General features: G+C 39.4%; 10 protein-coding genes. 1 reads left to right on the top strand and 9 read right to left on the bottom strand.

Features of this window, described 5'->3' with window-relative positions:
- Nucleotides 1–27 precede the first annotated feature (27 nt).
- The 9 genes from HCG49_RS10490 to HCG49_RS10450 form a co-directional block, all read right to left on the bottom strand.
- Nucleotides 28–1,638, bottom strand: a complete 1,611-nt coding sequence (locus HCG49_RS10490; RefSeq protein WP_168469482.1) for a cellulase family glycosylhydrolase — start codon at nt 1,636–1,638, stop codon at nt 28–30.
- A gap of 1 nt (nt 1,639) precedes the next feature.
- Nucleotides 1,640–4,777 carry a DUF5107 domain-containing protein gene (locus tag HCG49_RS10485; protein ID WP_168469481.1) on the bottom strand — a complete coding sequence of 1,046 codons (3,138 nt, stop codon included), beginning with the start codon at nt 4,775–4,777 and terminating at the stop codon, nt 1,640–1,642.
- A gap of 21 nt (nt 4,778–4,798) precedes the next feature.
- Complete coding sequence (locus tag HCG49_RS10480; RefSeq protein WP_168469480.1) at nt 4,799–7,126, bottom strand: hypothetical protein; 2,328 nt, start codon at nt 7,124–7,126, stop codon at nt 4,799–4,801.
- A gap of 1 nt (nt 7,127) precedes the next feature.
- Nucleotides 7,128–9,428, bottom strand: a complete 2,301-nt coding sequence (locus HCG49_RS10475) for a DUF5703 domain-containing protein (RefSeq protein ID WP_168469479.1) — start codon at nt 9,426–9,428, stop codon at nt 7,128–7,130.
- 61 nt (nt 9,429–9,489) lie between these two features.
- Nucleotides 9,490–12,645 (bottom strand): glycoside hydrolase family 2 protein, encoded by a 3,156-nt coding sequence (locus tag HCG49_RS10470; protein ID WP_168469478.1) that lies wholly within the window; start codon nt 12,643–12,645, stop codon nt 9,490–9,492.
- A 284-nt stretch (nt 12,646–12,929) separates the two neighbouring features.
- Complete coding sequence (locus tag HCG49_RS18450) at nt 12,930–15,206, bottom strand: right-handed parallel beta-helix repeat-containing protein (protein WP_205764380.1); 2,277 nt, start codon at nt 15,204–15,206, stop codon at nt 12,930–12,932.
- A 119-nt stretch (nt 15,207–15,325) separates the two neighbouring features.
- Nucleotides 15,326–17,062: a LamG domain-containing protein gene (locus tag HCG49_RS10460; protein ID WP_168469477.1), complete on the bottom strand. Its 1,737-nt coding sequence runs from the start codon at nt 17,060–17,062 to the stop codon at nt 15,326–15,328.
- A gap of 65 nt (nt 17,063–17,127) precedes the next feature.
- Entirely contained in the window at nt 17,128–18,750 is a 1,623-nt protein-coding gene (locus tag HCG49_RS10455) for a RagB/SusD family nutrient uptake outer membrane protein (protein WP_168469476.1), read from the bottom strand.
- Nucleotides 18,751–18,767: 17 nt separating this feature from the next.
- Nucleotides 18,768–21,857: a SusC/RagA family TonB-linked outer membrane protein gene (locus HCG49_RS10450; RefSeq protein WP_168469475.1), complete on the bottom strand. Its 3,090-nt coding sequence runs from the start codon at nt 21,855–21,857 to the stop codon at nt 18,768–18,770.
- Nucleotides 21,858–22,044: 187 nt separating this feature from the next.
- Here HCG49_RS10450 and HCG49_RS10445 point away from each other — a divergent pair, with 187 nt between their 5' ends.
- Complete coding sequence (locus HCG49_RS10445) at nt 22,045–26,073, top strand: ATP-binding protein (RefSeq protein ID WP_168469474.1); 4,029 nt, start codon at nt 22,045–22,047, stop codon at nt 26,071–26,073.
- The last annotated feature ends 56 nt before the right edge of the window (nt 26,074–26,129 follow it).

Genomic DNA, 26,129 nt, shown 5'->3' with positions numbered 1-26,129 from the left:
GTTCACATAGTACCGATAATACTTATTCTAAGACCTATTAAAAGATACCGTAAGTTCTCTATCTTCATTCTGACCTATCGCGGGGATGATCAACCAACATGCATCCGACTTGGAAATGCGATTGATTTTATGATTAAAGGAACCATCTATATTTTCTTGGTCTAAAGACGAAAGTTTCGGAATATATATTATAGTAGGTGCTTTATTATTCTTGTCCTCTCGCCACCGCACTTGCAGTATATTTTTTTCAAAATTATTCCCATACCCTACTAGTTCTCCGTTAATATAGGCAGGATAAGGTCTAATAATCACTTGTTTAAAATAAGATTGATGTTCCATGCCTGGATCATAGGACCAATACGCATTTCCATAATTATGTGTTTCTATTTGATCCATAGCATGTTGGGCTACCGATACAATTCCCTCTCCATGATCATAAAAAGCGCCCCACTCGCCCATCCATACCGGCATACCTAAAGCATTTCCTTTTTCTTTGATACGGTTATAAATAAAGTTCACTCTTTCCGAAGAGGCCTCTGAAGCTTTTTCTGTATCCGTAACTAAATCGTACCCATGAGGAGCATAAGCAACCAAAGGATCATATTCTCCATTTGGAAGCTTCGTCCTTTCAATACTGCTTCTTACCCCCATATTCCCAAAATAGGAATGTTCCAAAAATAAAATACTACGGGAATCTACCTCCCGAATCGCATTGCTGACTTTTTGATAAAAGGGTTGTAAAAATTCGGACTCAAAAGTTTGGGTCAAGGGAAAAAGGGCATCGATTACTTTTGCAAAATTCTCTTGCGAAGCTATATGCTTTAAGGCTTCTGTACGTTGGTTCACATCGCCCCAAATAAGCATCAGTTCTTCTTCTGTGCGCTGCTGACCGGATATGGAATACAGTAATTCCCCATAGGCTTTTAAGAGTATAGGCGTTGCTTCTAGGGCAGCGGAACCCGGAAAAGGCTCGTTCATTACATCATAACCAATAACCGTAGGGTTATCAGCATAGCGCTTGGCAATATGCTGCCAGAGATTTGCGTAATGATCCTGAAGTCCAACGCCATTGGGCACCTCTTTATTTGCCCAAAAATTATCAAAAGCCGTCTGAACTGCCGGACTCATCATATAGGCATCGCTCCAGACATCACCGGTAATATGTGATTTACCCTCATCCAAAGTAGCCCATTCCGGGGCACCATCTGCATATTTGACACTAAAGAGATCTTGATGCATATCCAAAATCACAAAGAGTCCATTATCCCCAGCCCACTGAATACGTTTATCGATTTCTTGTAAGTATGCCTCATTGTACACCCCCGGTTCAGGTTCAAGACCGTCCCAGATCATAATAAACCGAATACTGTTAAAGCCCCATTTTTTTAAATCCCGGTAAAACTCGGGGCCGCCCCGAAATAGGTAATTTTCCTTTTTATTTTTGCTTACCACGTTGATGCCGCTAAGTATGACCTGCCTGCCTAAATCATCCACAAAGCGATTTTCCGCTACTGTAATTCCTTTTGGGAAAATCATCTCGTTGGCCTTTGATGCCTCTTTATGGTTACAACCAGAAATCACAACGGTAAAACCCATCAAAAAAAGGGCTTTACAAACCTTCTTTACTTTTACACGCATATTATTTTCTTATATTTAGTAATTCAACAACGCTTGTAACCAGCTTAAACTCGGCATCCACAAATTTGGTATCATAGGCATGTACCTCTTCGTTTGAACTAAGTATAGCTTTTTTTACAGCTTCATGATCGGCATCCTTATATCGGGCAATGGCCCATTCTAAATATTTATTGTCTTCTACTGCTTTCATTTGCTGTTCTAATATACCGTGAAGCTCTCCATTTTTATTAAACTTTTCCAAAACCAGTAGCTGTAAATACAGTTTTGAACTTTCGTTAAGGTATTCGGGGGTTTTATGTGCCATTATTGCCTCATAATAATTTTTGGCAGTTTCTGAATCTCCTTTCCTCTCGTACGCTAATGCCAAAAGATAATTATCCAATCGTTCATCTACATCGTAATGTTTGCCTACACCCAAGTTTTTGGGCCATAATTTGGCTTTTTTGGCGAAGTTTATAGCCTGGTCGTACTCTTTAGACATGAAAGCTTCCAAAGATAACCGGATGCAGGTCTCATGGTATACCCTTCTCCCTTCGGTTGCCCCTTCAAAAGGCAGTAAATTAAAAGTTTCAAGGAAATCCAGTGTTGCCTTATACTCCTTTAATTCCAACAATATTTTTGCATAACGCATTCCCAATACCGCCTTTTCTGGAAATTTGGACAAGGCCTTTTTTGTGAGGTTTTTAGCGGCTTTCCACTGATCGGTTTCTATATAATGTTCTATCCAGGCAAGTTGCACCCTCCAATTATCCTTATCCAAATGCCCCACTCTTTCAAGGGCGCTAAGTCTAGTATCTTCACTTTCTGGGAACAATTTGATCTTTGCCAAATAAAAGGGGACAAAATCCGGTTCATTACCACACTCCAAGAACAACTTCTTGGCCTCTTCCAAATTTCCCTTGCTCCATTGTTGTAGCGCCAGATAGTATTTTAATTTCCAGTGATCGTTATTATTTAAAAATTCCTTCAAGACCATGCCGGTCTCCGTTCTATGAGGAAATACCATGTCTGCATTCATGGACAGGGCCATACCCATAAGATTGTTTTGATCTTCTTTGCTCAAATAAGCTATATACAATGCAACCACAGGATGTTGGGGCGCTAATTTTAGAATCTGTAAAGCATCCTCTTCTTGCCCATAGGCCAAATATTGTAACGCCAATTCCAAATAAGACTCGGAAGGTAACTCGTTGGTCACCCTTACCTGAGCTTCTTTCTGTGATAATGCCCCCAAAAAGTAATTTTCAAAAACATTAAATAGATTGGTAGCATCGTTTTCATAAATTTTGGCAAGCACTTTTTTAGCTTCTCCCTTATTCCCCCTTTTTCGATATAATAGTGCCTGATGTTCCAAAGCAGCAATATTATTGGTATTGTATGCCAAAGCCTTGTTTGTATATTCCAGTGCTTTTGCCTCCTGCCCTTCTTTCATAAAAAGTTTTGCCAATTCTGTATAGGACGCCGTTCGCATTCCTACGGATTGTGCAGCAATTGAAAATCCGCTTTTGGCATCGGCGATTTTCCCCAAGGCTTTATTGGCCAATCCGTATAAATAATTACCCAAACCATCATAGGTGTCTACAGCAAGAGCCTTTTTGGAAAATTCCAATGCCATGGGCCAATCTTCCATACGATAAAAACTCAAAGCCAACCTGTTCAGGCTAGGTACATGGGTCGCTTCTTTTTTAAAACTTTGAAAATAGGTTTCATGGGCTTCGGTATATCTCCGTTGTTTTTCCAGTTCAAAACCTTTGACAAATAACCCATAGGAAGATTCCCAATCAAAATTCGTTTCCGATTCATAAGGGCGTTCTAGAAGTGCCGAAGTTTCATCCGAACAAAAGGTCAATAATTTATTTCCTAGGATCACCTCAAAATATTGATCTTCTTCAAGGGTCAGGGTTTCTGTAAATAGCTCAAGCGTATTTAGGGCTATTTTCTTATTCAAATGTTTTTCATCCCCTGTCTTTACCTCTATATAAGTGTCTAACGGCTGTAGGGCACTCAAGCGGAGCTCTACTTTATCGCCCTTTCTTTCCACGTTCAATACCCCATATTCAGAGGCGGCGACCATCCCTTTGGTTCCTTTAAGTGGAAACCATAACTCTTTGGCGACATCTACATCATAGGGCATAAATTCCCTATGCTTGAAGGGCGTAAACGTACTACTATTGGCCGCTTGGTTAAAGAGTTTCCCGGCCTGGTATTCTATATATTGTCCATTGGAATCGGTAAGCAGGTCTTCCCATATCATACCTTGGTCGGATAAACCCCATATCCATATTTTCTTACCAGGTTTATCCTCGTAATTGGCATAATGTCCAAAACCAAAATCGTCCTCGTGCCAATAGCCACCGAAAAAGTCCGAGTAACTATCTATTATATGATAGGATTTATAAATCCCGAAATCGTTGTTTTCGTATTTTGAAATTTCCCTATTATTATCTATGGGCCATTCTCCCAACTCACCTCCATGACCGATTCTTTTCTTCCCGGGATAAATAAACTCCAGGTCACCATCGGCTTTGGCCGCGGCATTCATCCAATGGTAATACGTTACCGGAACTTCATTGGTATTTGCCCAAGAGGCGGTAGTTTCGAAATAGGCCTTATCAGCGCCCAATTTTATTTCTACGTTCCATTTGGTCCTAGAAGGTAGGTCCAGGGCCCCCACCACACAGGAAACACTGCCATCGGGATATTCCTTTAACGCATAGTCAACGGGGGTGGCACAGGTGGGAATATGTCCGATATCCCCAAAATTATATTCCAAACCTCCAGAGGTCCATGCTCCGCGCATGGCCACATCCCTAAATTTTACGACCTCGTTAAAGTACATGAATTCCTTTCCGGTCGATTTTTCGACCGCTCCCCATATCTTGCCCCCTACCTCGGGACAAACATATACCTTGATATACTCGTTCTCTAGCACCACCATTTTCCAATCCCTATACGCCCCTTGCTCCGTATATTCGTCAAAGCGGAAATAGGGGTAAATGCGGTTAATATTGGCTACTGGATCGGGATCTCCAAACATATAGGTTTTCATGTTCAAATTTTCTTCCTGAACGGTAGCTTTTTGTGGATGTACGATCTGTATCATAAAAAGTACTACTATAATAGGGTATAAATTTCTCATTTTTTTAGCAATTAACACGCGTTAGAAAGTTTCCAATACCAAAACCTCGAATGGTTTTAGACTAAGCTTATGAACAACCTCCGAATCAATAGTCAGTTCTTTCTTGCTACTATCTTCCTTCCATGGACTTCTTAAGGTGAAAGTCCCTTTATAGTTATCGGGAAGTTCAAAAACCTTGTTAAGATTAAGTCCGTACTCCACGGTTTTCTCACCAGGATTTCGCAGGAAAAGTATCCCCTTCCCTGGTTTCCAGGAAGCCATCCCATACACCTCGAGATTAATTGGGCTTCCCCCTATCCAATGCGTATCAATTAAAACATCCTCGTTGTCATCGGCCCATTTGGCTGCTTCGGCCAAAATAGGCCAGAACTCCGGTTTCATCTTATCGTGACTAATATAGAGCTCTTGCAAACTAGATCCTGAAGCAAAACTGGACCTTACCATATCTTTGAAATCCGATTCGTTTTCTGTTATAAAGCGCGAAGGGTGTCCTAGGTTCGCATAAGCGATACCTACCGTCATTATGGAGTTTAGAGGATAGTACGGGGCCCTATTGACAATATTATTGTGCAAGGTACCATCCCTATAGGTTATAAACTTCTGGCTACCATTACCTTGTCCTGCATTATGAAGGTCCCCAGAGCCACGCCAGGTACAATCTGCATATTTAAGCCAAAAAGGTGATGGCCAAGAGCCCACTGTAATATTGACATAGAGATTTGGGTCGGCCACCCTTAGTTTTGAAATCAGTTCTGCACCGGCCTCCATATCGGGAAGGAATTTTGGCTCGGATCCTCCAAAACCATCGTACTTAAAATATTTGACATTGTAATTGTTGATCATATCTAGAGAACGTTCATAGAAGCGGTTGAAATAATTTTTCCCGGCCAGACTTAAGCCTTTATCATTGGTTTCCAATCCCTCGCGTTTTCCCGACTCCATTCTTCTTCTTTTATTTTCCAGATATCCACCGAACGGGGACATCCAAACCCCGATACCGGAATTATATTTTGCAGATAAATCGGCCTCTTTGGCAAACCCAACGGGAAATTTTATGGGGTCAAAATACCACACCTTGTCCAGATCGTCCCAACCGTCGTCAAAAACGAAGGCGTCCAGTTTTATGTCAAAGGGTTCTATGAACTTACTATTCCATGCGGTCATCCGTTCAATAAGCTGTTCCGAAGTAAAGCTAGAGGCCCCATCGTCCGTAATATCCCACCAACAATTATAATGTAAAAATTGTTCATAAGGCCTTGCTCTTTCCCTTTCCAAATAATGAAGGAAGGACCTACGTTGTTGCCCAGTTGGAGCCACCCCGATCACAGCCCATTCGGAAATAGATTTCCCCGGTACAAGTACATCTTCCCGATTGACATAAAAATTTAATACGCCATCAATCTTCTTAAACATATGAAGAACTCCAGTGGCCTTGTCCTTATTTACCAAAGCTACCTTTACGCTATAAGTAGCCTGCTCGTCATAATCCTGTAGCTTCAAACTATACATACTACTACCGTGATGTCCATTAAGCAATTGTTGGTCTTCACTGATCACCTCATCCCCTTTTAACAGGGAAATCGCAGTGATATTAAAGTCATCGGCCCCCCCTCCGTGTTCCACGGTAACCATATATTCTCCTTCTCCGTCAATAATTTCAGAAACATCTATATTTTCTTCGGTAACCGAACCTATTGTTCGGGACACCAAAGCTTTGCTATGAGCGATGGGATGCTCCATTCCAAAGAAAAAGTTCTTATAGGTAATAGGCGACCCCAAGACCGAACCGGAATAGCTAGCCCCGGGTAATTTACCATCGAAAAAAGTAACCTTCCGTATGGCTATATTTTTACCCATTGAACGCAATTCAATATGCTGTTTAACATAGTTGGAACTTTCACGTAATTGAGCGGACCATCTAATGGCCAAATCACCATTTTTGGAGATAAAATCCCCCTCCACTGACTTTCCTGTAAACCGTAAAGCCTTTGTTGGTAAGCTATCGGTCGCCACAATATCTTTTATGACTAGGTCTCCCTGTAATTTAAATTGGGAATTGTCTAATTTAGTACCCTCAGCAGTTTCTATGGAAAACAACGTAATCGCCTCCAGATTAACCTTGCTGCCGTCATATTTATTGGTAATTTCGGTTAGGTATACCGCCTCGTTTTTGAGGCTCCAAACAACGTTTAAAGCGTTATTTTCAACAACCACCTTTTTATTCTTTAATTGAGCCACGGGAACTCCGGGGTCTATGCCCCAAGAAAGGGTACTGAGCTCATTTTTCTCCTTACATCCCTGAAAGACACATAGTCCGATAAGGAATAGAAATGTTTTTATATAAATCATATTACATATTAAATTCTGGTGAAATATTTATCTTTAGGTTTCCTTTTTTGGGTGTATGCTCCAATAGCTTTATTATTCCTTTTTCAACCCTACACCTTACAATACCTCGTCCTGGTACAAACAATTTAAAATCTACGTCCCAATCTATGGGCCAGGCAGGCAATATATGAATCTCATCATCATACTGAAGTAACATTCTTTGAAGTGCTATCATTGCCACTGCTCCGTGATCCTGATCGGGTGTCCAATCATAATTAGGACCCCACATAGCTGGAAATCTATAAGCCCCGTTACTGGTGTTAAAATTAGTGGATGTTAATTTTGCAGCCTGATCGGTGAGTCCCAGATAAGCGGCCTTAATGGCATTTTGTTGCCAGCCACCAGTAAGTTTAAAAGCTCTATTGTGAAATGTATTTCGGGCTAGTTCTAAATTAGGCTTTCCTACGCCATACGCACGATAAGGGAAAACAGCATATAATTCCGGATTTTCAGCATTTTGTTTGCCACTGAATTCCTGGGCCGGCGACAACATTCTCGCTCCATTCACTTCTCGAATAGGTACTGGAGGCATTTCCCCGATAAGTCTAGCCCATTGTGCTTTATAGGAACTACTTACTTCAGTATCTGGCAGTTTTAATAATTCATGACAAACCTTATTAATCCCCACAATTTCCGGTAAAGGATTCACCGCCATACTGTATGTTTCGAGTGCCATGGCTGGATCAAAGCGAATTTTTCCGTTCTCATCGCGACCCCAATGTTGATCGTAAAAGTGAATTATTTCAGAAACTACCGGCAACAAGGTTTCTTTAAGAAACACTTTGTCCTTGGTAAAGGAATAATAATCGAGCATCATCAAAGAAATCTCAAGTCCACTTTGCCAATAATGGCGGATAAATAAATTCTCGGTCATTCCCAATGGCAAGTTTTCTCGATCTCTTCCATAATTTCCATCCACGTAGGTACCCCAGAAATACATAGTTTCAGGAAAGAATGCCCCTTGGTGACCATAGTATTTTTCAGTAGCTGATTTACGGATTGGCAATGCATCACGATACATTTTAAAAAGGGGTTTCATCATCTCAAAATCGCCTGATGCAAGCATCGCCCAATAAGGCAATCTTGTATTCTGCCACCAATAAGGGCCTCCCCATCTACGATAATCGGCATCAAATCCTTCAAACTCCCCCTTTAAATCCTTGGTATCTACTGTAAATAATGAACCGTTAAATTTTATGGGCGAATTTCCACGACCCGAGCACGCTAACATATATCGTTGAAGAGCATACCCGCGATTAATATTATAAACCTCTTCTTTTTGACTCTCCTTGCTACTACTAATATTAATATAACTGCGATCCCAAAATGATTGCCACCATTCCCGATGATCCTTAAACCGTTTGATCCGTGATTTATTCCCGATAGTATCTGAGATTGCAATCAGCTGATTAGCCCAAGTATCTAGGGTAGCATTTTCACTTGTATGCGCAAATACGGAAACAGAAAATGATTTTACTTTTCCTTTGGAGGTTAGGGTCATTGGTCCAGTTCTCTCCAACTCTTTTGACTCCATAAATGCTCCAAAAGTCCTATATAATAAAGGGTCTGTGTTGTCATCTATATATTCGTCCAAGCCCTGAAGTTTTAAATTCTCCTCCCAAATAGATCGATTATTACGATGTGCCCACACAATCTTGTCACCATACCCTTTTAAAAGAGTGTCTCTTTCTACAATAACTTTGGGAGCGCCTTCTCCATGCAAACCATATGCAGAATGCAACTCGACAGGATTATCCAACTCACGAGTTTCTGTCCTCCAGGACTCCATACTAGCACTTGCTGTAAGAGGCTTTTTACTGCTTACATTAACCTCCACTACTGGGTGATTTGCATCTACCCACACATCTATAGTAACCTTGTCTTTTCCTCCTCCAGCTTCAATACGGATATTTCCATCTTTCAGAATTAGTTCTTGGCGAAAAAAGCCCCCCTCCTTAAACGGATTAGGTGTAAGCGACACCCTCACTTTTCCTATTTTTAACAAACGGGCATTTTCACTCCAAGCATCGGTTTTTGCCAAATAAAAAATTACATCTCCATTCTTTTCTGCCCATACATTTATTCCTACATCACCATTGCCGGCTGGCATGGAGCCCAAAGAGTTTTCACTTGGGCTATTCCAATTGACATTGTATTTATCCGTTTGGGGCAAAGGCATTCCACTTTTGGATGCTTGACCAAAAAACAAGGTTGGCACAAAGAACAAAACAACTATAGATAACTGAAAACCTATGTTTCTCATTTTAAATTTCAAATTATTAGTTTTAAGATTCTTATCGAATTTAACATCTTATAACACGCTTTTATTTAAAAATGATTTGCTCAACAAAATTATGAGCTACAGGATTGGTTTTTAATCGGTTGTTGATATCCAACTGACACATAATAATGGCTCCCTTGCCTATTTTCAATTCCCCTGCAGCCATAGCAGCTCCATGGTCCTCTGTCCAATTCGTATTCCCGGTAGCCAATATCGGCAACCAATTTTCTGCAAGGATAATCTTGTCCAAGAACGGAGTAATATACCCGGCGCCCTCATCGTACCACATCTTGAAATCGAATGGTTTGGCATTTTCAGTAAACCTATGTCCTGTTTGGGGCGAGGTAAAATAATAGCTTCCCATAGAGGTGTTTTGAACTTTCACTTTCGTATCTCCAATAAGATGATCGCCTACCGGCACATTGTATAAAATAACTTTCTTACCTGCTTTGGCCAGCTGCTCTAAATTTTCCTTATTCGCTTCATAATCCTTAAAATTGCTTACCCAAATAACATCGGCATCCTTCCAATTGGGCACTACGGTTTCTCCCAAATGGCTTTCCAAATACGTAGTGGTCTGGTTTGCTTTCCCTAAAAAAGCAACCGTACTCGAATTGGCATTCACTTTCCTAGGGAAGATATCGATATCCATAGTAGTCTGATCCACACTTTTACCAGCCCCATTAAACACTGCTGCCCTTAAAACAAAAGAAGTACGCTGCTTTACTTTTGGCGCATTAAACTTTATAAAGCCCTGAAATTTTGAGCTGTTATGAGGCACTTCAGCGGCATTTCTTCCTGTATAGATTACTTTGCCTCCTTGCTCTAATTGATACTTTATATAATAATCCTTAGGACTGCTATTAGGATCATGGGCAATCCACGATTCCACTGCAATAGCCTCCTCTTCATAAAAATGTTTTCTATCACTACGGATACTTACTATCGTTGGTTTTAGAGCATTTTTATAGGCAAAATACCCCTTCTTTGGGTTCCTATCTACATCCATAATGGTTTTCATCCATCCTGCCGGCCAAGCGTCTATAAACAAATGCGCGGCAAAGGTCACCATACTCGAATCTCTCCTAAAGGCTTCTGTAACCGTTTCTAATGCCCACTCCTGATGGTCGTGACTAGCATCTACCCAATCTTGTAAAGAATGTTGCGTATTGTACCACATATAGTGGAATTTATGGGTCTGTGCGGCATAGATACGATTGGCAGTCCAATTCTTCTCATCCTCTTTATCTTTAGGCAACCATTCTTCAGGATAGTATTTTTCCATCACTTCAACAGGATCCAAAGCCTCGGCACCAAATTCACCACAACCGTAATACCAGTCTGGTTTTACCCACTGCCAATACCCTTTGTACAATTTTCCAATGCCCAGCCCTTGTCCGTTATACCAAGTGTTGTAACAATGGTTGTCTGGCAATCCCGGTGTTGGCGGATCGTAATCCCCGTCCGATTTTTTAATTACCCTGTCTGGATTTTCCTTAAGAACCGCCTCGTCCATGGCTCGGAACAGGGAGAAATACTGTTCTGGAGTGGCCATGTTTCTATGCGGATGCCCTTCCCCATTAGGAAAACGCTCATTAATATAAGTGATTATCACATTACTGGGATGATTCCGGATCAATCGCTCCATTTCGGAAACCTGCCTAACACTTTCTTCCCATTGGTTATAGCGAATACCGCCAAAAGTAGGAAAATCGGTCTGTAACATCAGCCCCAACATATCTGCATATTCATAGATTTCTGGCTGTACCGGACGCTGGGTCATCCTTAAAAAATTCATATTGGTCAGCTTGGCCAATAGAATATCGTCGATTAACTGATCCCAATCTTTTTTAAATACATCCTGTTGTAAAAAACCCATGGTATTGGCGCCTCTTAACCTTATCTTTTTATTGTTAAAATACATACGTCCCTTGGGAATAGAGACCGTGTCCATGGTAAAGGAGCGCATCCCAAAGGTTTGCTTTTGAACATCGGCTACAGTATTATTTTCGTCCAAGACTTTTATCTGTGCTTGATACAACCAAGGGCTATCATTACTCCAAGAGCGAAATTCTGGAATTTTCACATAGTAGGTGAAATAATTGGGACCGTACCCTAATGTGGTTCTAGAATGCTGCCAATCGGTTGGTTTTTGTAAATCTCCGATCCCGGGTACATGTAGTGCGGATGGTATTATAAGGGAATCTTTGATAACAATATCCTCAAAATTTTGGCCATATATGGATAAATCAAAGCTTATAGGCCTGCGATCTTCGTGATAATTGTTCACTTCAATACGAATTTCGGCCATTTCTTGATCATAAAGTGGTCTTACAAAAACATCGTTGATATGAATAGGGTCTCTAGATTCTAAGTAACAATCCTGATAAATTCCCATTCCGGCTGCCCCTTGATGACCTCCATCGTGAAAATTATCATAGCCAAGACCGGTAACACCATATATTTTATCGCCAAAAAAACGTTCTTTTCCGGCTGCTACAAAACCGGTAGTAGTATAATCATTTTCTACCTGAACCAATAGCTCATTTTCGCCTTCTTTGGCATACTTGCTAATATTAAACTCAAAAGGCGCAAAAAAACCTTCATGAGAACCTACATATGCCCCGTTCAAAAACACATGGGCTTTATAATCTACTGCCTTAAAATGAACAAAGAGCGCTCGATCCTGTAGCATATTAGCAGAAATATTCATCTTTTTGTAATAGTAGGTGGTAGCCCTCCCATAGGGGGCGTCAAAATGGGGTACCTGAATATCCTTCCATTCCCCCTCCCCTTTTAGGGTTGCCATAAAGTTCTGTCTGTCCCCTGGTGTCTCCTGTCTCCATTGAAATTCTGTCAAATAAATCCGCTCTCTAGTTTCTGTGATTTCCGGAGCCTTGTTCTCCATAAAGGGAAGGAACTTTTTCTTTAAAACTTCAAGCTCCTTATATAGCTCTTTTTTGGTGCTGATTTCGCGCACCTCTTTAAAGGAGTGTTTTTTTCCTTTGCTGAGAGGAATATCAATTTCAGGCAATTTTGGAGGAAGTTTTTCCTCCAAAAGACTCATGCGTTCATTTTGAATTTTATTGCCAATCTCTGCAAAAAAATCAGTTTCCTGGGCATAGAGTCCTGCCATACTAAACAAGCTGCCGAGGACGAATAAATAAGTTTTTCTAACTATTTTCTGGGGCCTAATCATTATTTAAAAAGATTTTAGATTTCATATAAAAACATAAAAAAGATACCATTGCCATCCAGCAATGGCACCTCTACAACTCAACTAACAAACTAACTCACTCTAATATTATTCATATCCACACTGTGCCAAGACTTAAAAATGCTAGATTTTTTTTTTAACTCTAGGCAAGTGAACATTCATTGGTACAAAAGAAAAATCATTTTTTTTCCTAGGCTGCCAATTCCTTAAAACAGTCCATAACAAGACATTTAAAATCGTATGATATATGTATGGCTTCTTATTATTTAGTTAGAACCAGAACGATTCTGTACCCCTATTTTGTCAAAAGGGATGGGTTTAAAACCAGGAACTTGTTGATATATCTTGGCTCCTTTTTCCAGATTAAAATCCAATGTTTCCTCATTTACAAACCCAGGATTTTCAGTGGTAATCCAATTATCTTCCAAGAAAGGCATCCATTCAGACTTTCCATTATAGATGTTTTTCACCTTATAAAAAATATTTTTTGAAAAGGTGTTACGTTTTGGTATTGCCGGATTATCTTCCCAATACTTTACCAATTGTGGATAGGAGGTACTGTAAGGAGGGTATTTATAATTTACAGCTTGCAAGCGCTTATCAAAAACACCATTATTTTCAAGTGTAGCCTTTGACCAATTCTGTAACCTATTGTCAACATGTACGGCTAAATCGCCTCCAATAAAGATATTGTTGGAATATGGATTGTCCATACCACCACCGATTAAGACAGGAAGACTTCCCGCCCTATAAAAGATATTTCCAAAAACTTCCATACCGCAAGCCCCATCATCATGGTATACCGCAGTGGTTCTGTGTGTATCATCTATATGATGAAAATAATTGTAAAAAACCTTGTGTCCCCTTTCCGATGGATCCCGGCCATAATAAATTGCCCCTTGGTCATCAACCTCTCTACACACATCATGGATGTCATTATATTCAATTCGATGTTCATTTCCATGTAATAGAATGGCCATACTTGGAGCATTGTAGATTTCACAATTCATAATACTATTACCCACCCCAGTAAGATGTATGGGCGCTCGATACGATTTTTCTACACGGTTTACGTCGTGCAGTATACTGTTTTCTACGGAATTGTTACCTTTTTCTAAAGTAATCCTATTGCCTCCCCCCATGGAAACCCCTCCTGCCCCAAGTTGATAGAACTCACAGCTTATGATACGGTTATTCTTGCCACCTTCCCGATGGGTCATGGTATTGGCATAAAGATGTTGCTGCAAACTTCCCACGATTCCGGATTTGAGTTCTCCGGTACCTTGGTGTGGATACCCTCTAAACGGTTCAATTCCCTTACCTACCGCAATGCCTAAGCTACCGAGATTTCGGAAGACACAATTTTGAATTGTAATGTTTTCCGTATTGTCCATGGTAAGACCAATACCTCGAGAAACCTCAAAAGTTATTCCTTCAATAGTAATGTTATTTGTGTGTTCAATTTGAATAAAAGGAGTTTCCAAAACTGAAAACTCCAAGGTTTCAATTTCATTTTTACTATAGATAAAATATAGTTTTCCATTGTCCGTATCCACATAGTATTCTCCATCCGCATCCAATTCTGCTAGAATATTGACACCAAACCAAGTATTCCAAGGTTTACCATGTCCAAAACCATAAAGGGTTGGTGAGGCAGTCTTGAAGGTTTTTTTATCCACATTTATTTGGGAAAGCTGAACCATATCATCTGCATAGCCATGGCGGAAGTAGCCCGAAATCCATACGTTATTCTCTTTACTCCATTGATCTATTCGTGCATTATCGTAGCGAATAATCCCCCCTCTATTAGAAAAATCGTCAAATCTAGGAATAGATCCCTCATCGAGCACTTCCCCGATTGGAACTGTGCTTTCGTTTGGCCAACGTGAAAGGTGCATGGGCTCATGGTTCACAAACAGTTCTCCCCAACTAGGGCCATAGGGTCTAGCAAAACCTACGTTACGCACCTTACCAAAATTTTGAACTCCGTGTTTCTGTAAATCGATTACATAAACTGTACGCTCCTTAACAAAAGCAGTAGCAGGTAGAGTAGTCTGTTCCAGCTGTGACAAGGAAATAGATACCCCCCCATTAAAGGACACCTTTCCTTTAGGGGTTCCTTTAATCGTAATATTTGCATGATTCTTATTTAAAAATACCGTTTTATCATAAGTATAACTACCTTGCTTAAAGACTACTGTTGCCTTGATATTGGTATTTGAACCACGCTTAAGTTCTATGGCCGACAATGCTTTTTCAATACTACCAAAAGGCTCACTTAATGTCCCCTTATTGGAATCCTTTCCGTCTATTGAAACGTAATAGACCAAAGTGTCTGGACTGACGCCAATAAGAGAGTCCGAAGAAATTTCCTTGAATTTTGGAGGCGATTTTTCCTCCAAATAGCTCGTGCGTTCATGTTGAGTTTTATTGCCAATTTCTGCAAAAAAATCAGTTTCCCCGACAAAGGGTTCCGATAGCAACAGCGATGCACTGAAAATGCAGAAATTAAGCATTAAAACTATACTAGAAGATTTTGTCATAATTTATAAACTTTTTCAATTTTGAGTAAAGAAAATGCCACTGACATCATGCAATGGCACTTCTTTTACTGAATCAACCAATTAACAAACTCAGCTTTTTTTTTAGAATAAAGGTGCTTTTATTCTATGAATAATTCAGCTATTTCATCTGCAGAAAGGACATAGTCAAAAATCATACTATTGGCTATTTTTCCTTGAAAAGGAACTCCATACGATCCTGTTCCATCCTGGGCAATCCGTAGCGGGTTCCCACTGTCAGTGTTTGTCACGTTGGACATATCTGCACTAGCCACCAAGACACCATCCTGATACATTAGCATGTTTTCGTCCCTATCCAGGGTAACCGTGAGCATATGCCAATTACCATCATTAAAAGGTATGCCACTCGTTGCGGCATCAGCTTTATTACCAGCACCATCCCCAACGGCAACACGCCAATTATCTCCGCGGAAAGCAATGGACAACCCTTTATTTCCTGAACTGGCCCAATTTTGATCACCGATCATAATAGGATCACTAGTTGTTGAAGTGGTATTCACCCAAAAAGAGATCGAATAATCACCATCATATCTAAAATCCAAATCCCCATCATTATCTAAGGTTACATAATTGGAGCCACTAAAGGTATAGGTGTAGCGATTTTCTTCGATACTTACTGTGGCATCTCCTTCATTGGTTGTTCCTATATTAGAAACAGCACCTATTGATCTTCTTAAAGTAACTCCTGAAGGCGTTGATATTTTTTCTACCTCCCCGGCATTTAGGACGTAATCATAAATCACTAAATTAGCAATCTGGCCTTCAAACCATATACCATAACTCCCTGTTCCATCTTGACCTATTCGTATTGGCAAACCACTGTTTATAGGGACCCCTGCCAATGAAGATATATCCACATTACCCTGAGCTACACCATCTTGATATATAGTTAGATCACCACTACGGTCAAAGGTTGCCATTAAAAAATGCCAATTCCCGTCATTAATTGTCCCCCCGTTTAAATCTACACGAGATCCGGCACCAGCATAATTCAATTTCCAACTGCCTCCGGTATAAGCAAAAACAAATCCATCATTACCTCCACTTCCCCAATCCTTATCACTAACCATGGCGGGATCACTCACGGTAGAAGTTGTTTTTACCCAAAAACCTATGGAATGGTTCTCTGTGAAACGGAAATCCAGTTCCTGTGTATTTCCAATTGTTACAAGGTCATTTGTACCATCAAATGTTATAGCACTACCTGTCAGTAAATCTGTTTCAATAGAAGTTACCTCATCCTCTGTTTCCAATCCTATTAAATTCCCTATTTGTTTTTTTAGAAAAACTATAAAGCTTGTAGTAACGGGAATCCTATCTTCTGCTCTTTCAATATCGAAAGAAGTACTTCCTAAAGAAGGTCGATCAAAACCAAATTTATTTTGGTCGTTATAAATTATCTCAAAATCGAGGGTTATTCTCTCCCCTACCTCTAAACCAAGTTCCGTAACTTCAGATTTGAATTTTTCCGATATCCATTCATCACCAAAGGCCTTAAAAGCTGTTAAGGTTGTTGCTATAGAAGGATTGCTCGTTGAACTTACCATGATTTTTAGTGGCCTTGCCTGAGCGACTACTTGAAGACTAATATCTTCTCCCACACTATATTTTTCAATTTTATAGGGATCATAGGTTAACGCTCCCAACTCTTCTGTGGTATACTCTTCCCCAGTAACTGGATTAGGGTGGTATATATAAACACCCTCTTTTCCAGCAAGCCGCGTATCTTCTTGAAAGCTGTCATCGTTATTACAACTTATAAACCCTATTAAAGGCAAGAATAAGTAAACGATTTTTTTATATATAATTCTGTTCATTGGTTTCCATTTTTAGTTATTATAGGACTAATGGTTGTTTTACATTTAATAGCTATAACCTCCAATTAATATCCAGGATTTTGTTCCATTTTTGCTCCAACATTTCGGTCAATAACAGACTGTGGAATTGGAAATAGATTATTGTGTTCTTTTATGGAGTTTTGCGCTGTTTCGTAACCAAACTGTTTTGTTCGATCGTAAATCTTTCCTAGTCTTCCCAAAGTCAGCAATCGAAATTCCTCCCCAAAGAGCTCTCGGATACGCTCATCCAAGATGTAATCAATATCAACATCGGCAGGATCTACTAATGGGGCTTGGGCCCTATTGCGAATTACATTTATATCTTCAGCAGCCAAATCTGGTCTATTGTTACCTAAATGGGCCTCTGCTCTTAGTAGATAGGTCTCTGGTAAGCGCATCACATAATAGTCTCTTACATATCCATTATCCGGTCTACCGTCTAAATGCTTATCGGTACCAAATTTGGACCAATTGGGATAAATAAATAGTAAAGAATCCTCTTTTGTGGTTAAAAATGATTTTGGAATGATATCGCCTTTACTATAAGGAGCTACATCATCTGCAAAGTAGTACTTCCGCTTAATGGAGGCCTCTGTATTTCTTAAATCGCTCTCCGCCCCTTGCCAAACAGTATAATTTGTGTGGGTGGTAGGCCTAACAAAAGCTACTCCTCTCCCGGTTGAATCTTGGGCCTGTCCTGAGTATCCAGCTTTCTGAAAATTCCAATGTAAGCACCACATCATTCGCTCAATTGTAGGCCGACCAAAATTCACAGTTCCTCCTGGCACATTAAATTCCATCTGAGCTACCCAAATAGCCTCTTTATTTCCGGTGTCGTAATTTTGGTTACCCATGCGGAAAAGATCCCAATATATATTTTTACCGGGTTCATCGGCACGTGAACCAAACCGGCCAGTCATTAATTGGTAATCCCCATCAGAACCGTCAATCACTCTTGTCGAAGCTGCGATGGCACCATCCCAATCCTTTAAAGCTATATTTATTTCGGCTAACAAATGATCTGCAGCAGCTCTGGTTACTTTGCCTGGAAGAGAAGCTGTAATAGGTAGGTGATTACTGGCATATACTAAATCGTCTTTTGCAAATTGCCAACATTCCTCGCGCGTATTTCTAGTATAATCAACTTTAGGCGCTACGACCGGAGCATCCAAGATAGGGACCCCTCCAAAAATATTGGTCAAGTTACGATAAGCAAAGGCCCTGAAAAATTTGCCCTCGGCTATAATTGCATCTCGTTCCTCTTCGCTGTTCCACTTTACTCCTTCCTTTTGAGCAGCATCGATCACCGTATTGGCATAATTTATGATTTCATATTGCCATGTATACCAGCGACTAGAATACCCATCAAATGAGTTTAATTGCGTCCAATCATTAAAGATTTTAGAATCATCCCTTGGATAAAACATTGCGTCAGTACCTAAGCCCAATGGCCATGCATCGGTATCGCCGTCACCAGCGTTATAAAAATTCTGAACCTTCCTATACATTGAACCTAAAAGTGATTCGAATTGTGATTTGGTCAAAAAGGCATTTTCGGTAGTCAGGGCATCTTTACGATTTTCCTCTAAGAAATCCTCATCGGAACAGGACACCATTGCCATCAAGAGTCCAGTTACCATCCAAAATATTTTTCTATATGATTGCATATTTATGATTTTTTATATTAAAAACTTACATTAATCCCTAAAGTAAATGTTCGCAGTACTGGATTGGAACTACCAATTGTACCAGCGTTTTCAGGGTCTAGCCCTATCCAATCGGTACTTGTAAATAGGTTTTTCCCCGAGACATAAAGTTTTAGTTCATTCACCCCTAACAAGTCTTTTGTCTGCTGATCAAAATTATAAGCAAAGGATAAGTTTTGTAATCTTAAAAAGCTCCTTGATTGCCAATATCCATATCCAAAAGGGTTGGCGTAATTTGGTCTTGGTACAATATTACTTTGCCTGTCAGGCATCCAATATTCACGTCCAGCTAACCAATTCCCTACCGTTGGAACTGTCCCTTGAAAGGCCGTTCGATTTTGGGCGAGATAATAATTATCCTTGCCCCCTCCGGTCACTAAGTTCAAATCGAAATATAGTTGGAAATTCTTATATGTTACCGTCTGTGACATATTGGCCCTGAAATTAGGTACGGTGTAGCCAATAATAGAGCGATCAGCAGCAGTAATCTGACCATCTGGTTGGCCTGTGAGATTTCCTTCTGCATCTTCCCCATTCAAATCTTTAAGTTTTAAATCCCCAGGTTGAAATCCATAGGTATTTATATATTCGGTATCTTCTGTTTGTACTACCCCGTCTACTGTATAGTCATAAACGGCTCCCAGAGATTTTCCAATAAACCAACGGTTACCGATATCATCGTCCTCTAACCCATCCCCGTCGGCATCGAGGCCAGAAATACTCGCAATTTTATTCCTGTTCATGGAAAAGGATAATCCTGTGCCCCATTGGAAGTCCGAAGTTTTTATATTGATCGTATTAAGAGAGATCTCGATTCCCTTGTTATCAACCTGTCCTATATTTGTTCGGACGGCATTATACCCCGTTATTATGGGTAGGTTACGATTTAAAAGCAAATCAGTTGTTTCACTCTTATATAAATCAATGTCCCCAGAAATTCTACCACTATAAAGAGAAAAGTTAGCTCCTAAATTGAGAGCAGTTGTCGTCTCCCAGGAAAGTGATTTATTGGCTAAACTCGAGGGGTAGGAATAATTAAAGGTCTGGTCTCCAAAAACAGTTTGACCATTACCAACGTTGGCCAAAGTTTGGTATGGTCCAATACCTTGGTTTCCATTCCTACCATGGGAGGCACGTAATTTTAAATAGTCCAATTTTGGCAATGCCTTTTGAACAAAATCTTCTTCACTTACCGTCCAGGCAATTGAAACCCCTGGAAAATCCCCAAATTTTTGACCTTCGGCAAAAGCGGAATAGCCGTCACGTCGATATGTAGCAGTTACATGATATTTACTTTTAAAAGAATAATTAAATCGACTTAAATAACCCACATTGGAAAACTCATTTTTTGTAGTTCTCCCACTTTTCTTGGTTGGATCGGCCAAATGCAAACCGTAAAAGCCCAGAACGGAGGTTCCCGCACCCGAAAAATCACTACCACTGAACCGTACACTTTCGCTAGCTGTCTGATCTCGGGTGTATCCTAAAAGCACATCAATCCTGTGATTGCCAAAATTATTCTGATAGTTAAGAAGGTTGTTCATTACCCAACTATTGTCAGTTTCCGTACTCTTGTAACCGTAGGCTTTATTCAAAAAACGGTCGGGGTTTTCAATTTCTTCAAGATTATCGGTATTTACCTCCCCGAATTCATGGTGAAAAAAACCAAGATCATTGACCCGTCTGGACTGAGTGTAATCGAGGCGGTAACTTAAGCCCTTAAGAAATGGTAAATCCATATTTAGGTATCCGGTACCCCTTACACCCCAACGCTTGTCAAGATCATCATCATAATAGCCTGCTTCACCAAATTGTGGTTGGCCCCAATAGGGATTATATAAAAACCCGTTGGTAGGGAAGCGATCAAGAACATCATCGTAGCCATCAACATATTTATAACTGTATGGAGTATACCAGGTTGCCATATACATCTGAGGTGAAGAGCCCGAATAGTCACTAGAGTCGTAATAGATATTTAACCCTAAGGAAAGCCAATCTGTAATGTCATTTTCTAGCTTGGCGGTCAGGTTAAACTTTTCATAATTATCATTATCCAAAACTCCATGCTGATCCAATAGTCCCCCGGAAATATAATAATTGGTCTTATCCGTCCTTCCCGAAACACTTATTTGATAGTTTTGTATTGGTGCAAATTGAGTTACCTCATCAAACCAATTCATTTGATGCCCTTCATTGTATGCCTTAAATTCTTTAGGGTCTAATATTCGGGGAAGGGTAAGATCTTCAGTTCCCTGCAATTCCAAATTATCTCTTCGCCAGCGTATAAACTCTTCCCCCTTTTTCATTTCCGGCACCCTAGTCCAATCTTGAACCCCTGTATAGTGGTTAAAACTAATAGTAGGTTTATCAGAACGACCTTTTTTTGTGGTTATAATGATAACCCCATTTGCTGCTCGAGAGCCATAAATTGCCGACGAACTCGCATCTTTTAGTACGTCTATGGAGGCAATATCATCGTTGGGAATCGTATTTAGGCTACCATCAAAAATAACCCCATCAAGTACGATAAGCGGTGCATTACTAGCATTGATAGAGTTCTGTCCCCTTACCAACAGACCAGGAGTTCCCCCAGCACTGGAAATTGCCCCTACATTAACCCCAGGGGTAGTACCCTGCAACATTTGAAGTACGTTGGTAGTAGGTTGTAATGCTATAGGAGTATTCTCTACACTTATACTGGAAATTGAACCGGTAACATCCCTTCTCGTCGACGTACCATAGCCAATAACAACTACTTCGTCCAAATTCGCTGCGTCCTCTTCCATCACCACAGAAATCTGGGTTCTACCGTCAAGTCTAACCTCCGTTTGTTTCAAACCTAAAAAGGTAAATACTAATACCCCATTAGTATCTTTAACATTAATAGAATAGTTGCCATCAAAATCGGTCACTACACCATTAGTGGTATTTTTCTCTATAATGTTGACCCCTAATATGGGGACAGAGCTTTCATCGGTGACGGTCCCCGTCACCGTTATTGACTGGGCATTTAAACCGTAAAATGAGCCCAAGCACAAGCCTAGAAATAACAAACATATTTTTTTCATAATTTGGTTTGGTTTGATTATTAACAATTGTTTAACAATCAATATTAGCAAACAATAAACCAACTAGTTAGAACACATCCGTTTTATTCTATAACATTATCGGCACACTAATACATTATCGGAAATATGTAGTCCGTTTTCGGAATTACCCCCTGTTTTTCTAACCAAAACCATATATTTACTACTCATGTACAGTGTAATTCCAATGAATTTTCAAAAACTATTATTAATATTTATTCCAACACTTTTAATAATTGGAAAGAGTGGGCAGGCCCAGTTTATAAATTACACCACAAAAGACGGGTTGTCCTCTAACAATATAGAATACATAAGCGAAGACGATGATGGCTTAATTTATATAGCCGGTTTCTATGGCCTAAATGTTTTTAACGGTACCGATTTTAAAGTTTACAACCAATATAACACAGATGGATTCAGTAGTGAAATATCCCGCGTACTACCCTTAAAAAAAGGATTTGTTCTAATAGCCACCTTGGACAAGGGGCTATTTTTATTCGACAAGTATCGCGAAGAAATAATACCACTAAGTTTGTCCTCTAATAAAGCCAATACCCCTATAGCTATAAGCGAGGCCTATTTGGATACACACAAAAATGTTTGGCTCGGTTTGACGGATGGCCGGATCGTTACTTTTAGTAGTTCGGAGATTACAAGAAACACTTCGGCCAACACCACTTTAAAAACTACCACGGTGACCAAAACAACCTTTCCCATCAAGTCCATTATAGAAGCGGACCAGTATATTTTGGCGGCCGGTAAGGAATCTCGTATTATCAGAATAAAAAAGGATAACAATAATTACCTTATCGATTACCCCATAGAATTAAGGAATATCGCTCAGATTTCAAATATGATTATGTTGGAAAACTCCTTATTCATCGGCACTAATAACGGAATTTTTCAGTTGGACGCAATTGATAAAATAAACCAAAAGGGACCCGTACTCATAGACGCCCCATGGAAATTGAAGGGATCCATTATTAGGAGCATATCAACACATAAAAACAATCTTTGGATAGGGACCGAAGGAGACGGGCTGTTTAAATATGATAGTAGCGGTAAAGAATTAGAACATTTCTCTTATGTAGAAAATAAAAGGAATACCATAAATTCTAATTATGCTCTTAACACCTTAGTGGACAGCAATGAAAACTTATGGGTAGGTACTTGGTTTGGGGGAATTAACCTATTGGACTTGAATGAAAAGAATTTCGATTTCGTATATGACAGTAAAAGTGAAATAAATCTTTTTTCGAATATTGTATGGACCATAACGCAAACAACTGAATGCGAATTTTATCTAGGAACCCATGGAAACGGATTAGGTAAATATTCTCCGGACGAAAAAAACTTTGTATCAGTATTAAAGAGCCCAGAATTAAAATCTATTTCCTCTCTTTATTATGACAAAGATTTAAAACTGTTGTTTATCGGGACATGGGAACATGGCGTAAAGGTTTTTGATCCGTTTAAAAACAAATTGGTAGTTGGTCAATTCGATTTTAGCATTCTGGACAAGGAGAGAATATATGCGATTACCAAGGGGCCTGACAACAACTTATGGATAGGTAGTTTTAACAACGGGCTCTACACCTATTCATTCAAGAAAAAACGCCTCGAAAAATTCGACTTTAACAAAGATAAGGAATTAAATAACACAGATATTCGTTGTTTATTAGTTGACAATAATGAAAATAAATTATGGGTTGGCTCCATAAAAGCTGGTCTTTTCTCTATACAATTCACTCCAAAAGGCACGGCAGAAAAGATTGACCATTTTCCTGAATTCCAAGAACCCGGTAAAAAAATTATCGTCGAGAACCTGTTCCAGGACTCCTCTGGGACAAAGTGGATATTATGCCGCAATGGTATCGGTAAAATCGGTCTTGATAATTTACCCATTAAATTACCGTTATTAAATGGAGGCATTACTACTGGGATGATAGAGGACTCCCAAAATAAGCTATGGATAAGCACCTATAATGGTATATATATCTATGAACCTGCAACCCATAAAACGACACCACTTTTAACAGAGCACACTTTTTCCGATATCTTTTTTATCCCAGAAAAAGACCTCATTTTAGCTGCCTCGGACAATGGACTTCTTAAATCTACCACCCTAAAACCCAAAGAAAGGTTCAGCCATCCTACTATCTCATTATCTAATTTAAAAATTTCAGACCAAGAAATTAAGCCGCAAAACCAATATAGAGATGTAGTAGTTCTGCCAAAAAACTTAAATTATAGCGACTCTTTAGTACTCCCCTATTTTTCACAAACCTTTTCAATTGATTTAAATGCGATTTCCTTTTCTGGAGATTCGAAAGCAATGTTGCGGTATCGACTGAATAATTTTGAAACTGGATGGAATTTATCCGATAACCTTTCGGCGACCGCATCCTACACTAATGTACCTCCCGGAGAATATATATTTGAAGTACAGACATCCGATGTCAATAGTGAATGGGGATCTAATATCCGTACCTTGACAATTATCAAAGAAAAACCATGGTGGAAAACGCTACCTGCTTATTTTATCTACGCAGCGGTCATTATACTTATCATCTATCTCATTTACAGAGAATTAAGAGATAGGATTAAAATTAAACAGGAGCTTAAGATCGAAAAAATTAAACAGGAAAGGGAATTTGAGGTGTACCAGCAAAAAATGTCCTTTTTCACCAACATCTCCCACGATATTAGAACGCCCTTAACCCTTATCCTTGGTCCTTTAGAAGAAATTTTGAACGACCATACTTTGGAAAAAGTAGTTGAATCGAAACTTCAGAGGATGCTTAAAAATTCTCGTATGCTTTTGAGCTTGGTGAATCAAATTTTAGATTTCAGAAAAGCAGAATCCGACAATTTAAAATTAGACCTTAAGCAAATAGACTTAAATTCCTTTGTTCAAAACATTCATTATCAGTTTAGTGAATTAGCTGAAAACAAAGAAATTGATTTGGATATTTCTTCCCCTGAAGAAAAGATATTGATTATAGCAGACCCACAAAAATTGGAATCAATTTTCTTCAACCTACTTTCAAACGCCATCAAATTCACGCCAAAATATGGCCAGATAATGATCCATTTTAATATGGATGAAAACTACATTACAATAATAATAAAAGACACTGGAATAGGCATTCCTGAGAATGAGTTGGAAAACATTTTCACACGCTTTTATCGTTCTAAAAACAATAACCATCTACAAGGAACAGGAATCGGTGTTGCTTTGGTGAAAAAATATATAGAACTGCACCAAGGGAATATTGAAGTTAAAAGTATAGAAAATGTGGGTTCAGAATTTATTCTTCAACTCCCTGTACTCCCAGATCAGGATGCTTACCCAAAACACATTTCAATTGCTGAAAGGGACCCTGACTCCCCAAAAACAACGCCGGACACTGTCGGTGCCACTAAAAAGGCTACCGTATTAGTAATTGACGACAGTTACGACATAAGAGAGTACCTGAAAGAAATATTGCAGGAAGATTATAACGTTCTTGAAGCTGACAATGGAAAATTGGGATTGTCCATTACCAATAAAAGATTGCCAGATCTTGTAATCAGCGATATCATGATGGATGGCATAGATGGTATTGAAGTGTGTGAACGGATAAAAACCAACCTGAATACTTCGCACATACCCGTTATTTTATTGACAGCAAAAAACTCCATGGATACCAAAATTGAAGGTTTTGAAAAAGGAAGCGATGCATATTTAGAAAAACCTTTTAACAGTAAGTTATTGTTGACCATGGCAAAGAAGTTAATAGAACACAGGGAAACTTTAAAAAAGAAATTCCTACTTTCTAACTCCGTTACAGAGGATACTACTCCATCAACGGTCGATGAAGAGTTTATAGAAAAAGTTATTGAAATCATTCACAAGCACTTATCTGAGTCTGAATTTTCAGTGCAGGAACTCGCCGATAAATTAAAAATGAGTCAAGATCAACTCTACCGTAAAATCAGAGCATTAACCGGACTATCTGCCATTCATTTTATACGATTAATACGCTTAAAACGAGCCGCACAATTACTTGTAGATAAGCGCTACGCCGTAAATGAAATTGTATATATGGTGGGCTTTAACAATCCATCCTATTTTACCAGATGCTTTAAAGCAGAATTTGGTGTACCCCCTAGTGAATATATCCAAATAGAGACCATAAAAGCAGACGATCATTAATAAGGATAGTTAAACAGGAGATGTTTTTCTGAGATTTAGTGGAATTTGAAGGATGT

It is taken from the genome of Arenibacter sp. 6A1, assembly GCF_012272855.1.
GTDB lineage: Bacteria > Bacteroidota > Bacteroidia > Flavobacteriales > Flavobacteriaceae > Arenibacter.
This window is presented reverse-complemented; position numbering and strand designations above follow the sequence as displayed.

Excerpts from the sequence above, each read along its gene's own strand:
- HCG49_RS10490 (WP_168469482.1), bottom strand. The coding sequence starts at position 1,638 with ATGCGTGTAAAAGTAAAGAAGGTTTGTAAAGCCCTTTTTTTGATGGGT.
- HCG49_RS10485 (WP_168469481.1), bottom strand. The coding sequence starts at position 4,777 with ATGAGAAATTTATACCCTATTATAGTAGTACTTTTTATGATACAGATC.
- HCG49_RS10480 (WP_168469480.1), bottom strand. The coding sequence starts at position 7,126 with ATGATTTATATAAAAACATTTCTATTCCTTATCGGACTATGTGTCTTT.
- HCG49_RS10475 (WP_168469479.1), bottom strand. The coding sequence starts at position 9,428 with ATGAGAAACATAGGTTTTCAGTTATCTATAGTTGTTTTGTTCTTTGTG.
- HCG49_RS10470 (WP_168469478.1), bottom strand. The coding sequence starts at position 12,645 with ATGATTAGGCCCCAGAAAATAGTTAGAAAAACTTATTTATTCGTCCTC.
- HCG49_RS18450 (WP_205764380.1), bottom strand. The coding sequence starts at position 15,206 with ATGACAAAATCTTCTAGTATAGTTTTAATGCTTAATTTCTGCATTTTC.
- HCG49_RS10460 (WP_168469477.1), bottom strand. The coding sequence starts at position 17,062 with ATGAACAGAATTATATATAAAAAAATCGTTTACTTATTCTTGCCTTTA.
- HCG49_RS10455 (WP_168469476.1), bottom strand. The coding sequence starts at position 18,750 with ATGCAATCATATAGAAAAATATTTTGGATGGTAACTGGACTCTTGATG.
- HCG49_RS10450 (WP_168469475.1), bottom strand. The coding sequence starts at position 21,857 with ATGAAAAAAATATGTTTGTTATTTCTAGGCTTGTGCTTGGGCTCATTT.
- HCG49_RS10445 (WP_168469474.1), top strand. The coding sequence starts at position 22,045 with ATGTACAGTGTAATTCCAATGAATTTTCAAAAACTATTATTAATATTT.